The following is a 523-nucleotide window of genomic DNA, read 5'->3' as shown; positions in this document are numbered from 1 at the left end:
CAAGGCGCGGGTATGCCATTGGTTGGTGTAAAAGACGCCAAATCAAAAAGCAAAGCTAAGACCAAGCCTAGTTTAAGCAAATAGTAGATTGGCTGAAATATAGCTTCTGACTAAAAACAGCATCTGATTAACGATAGCAAAATAAAAAGACACCTTAGCAATAGGTGTCTTTTTTTTATATCCTGTTTATACTGCTATCCAGGGTTTTAAACTAAGACGGCTTGAATTTGTCATGCTCATCCCCACTTTAGTATGAGCAGAATCGAATACATCTGTACTTTACTCATTGATAACAGATTCTACTAATACTTAGACTATGATAATTCATCAGGCTATCTATAATAAGTTTGTTATCTCATAAATTTATAAATAAGGATTTACCATGACTGTACCTGTTAGAGTTTATACGACCCCTATCTGCCCATACTGCTCAAACGCCAAACAACTACTAAAAACCAAAGGCGTTGATTACGAAGAAATCGGCATGCACGACATGAGCAGCGAAGATCGTCAAGCATTGATG

At 36.9% G+C, this 523-nt stretch carries 1 protein-coding gene; it reads left to right on the top strand.

The genetic code is table 11. The features are described 5' to 3' along the window. Positions 1–382: 382 nt before the first annotated feature. A partial coding sequence (locus ACS8FC_RS20780) for a glutaredoxin domain-containing protein (protein WP_439298177.1) occupies positions 383–523 on the top strand: 141 nt, incomplete at its 3' end.

It is taken from the genome of Psychrobacter sp. 1Y4, assembly GCF_051847555.1.
The sequence above is the reverse complement of the archived record's forward strand: the minus strand, read 5'-3'. Positions and strand labels throughout refer to the sequence as shown.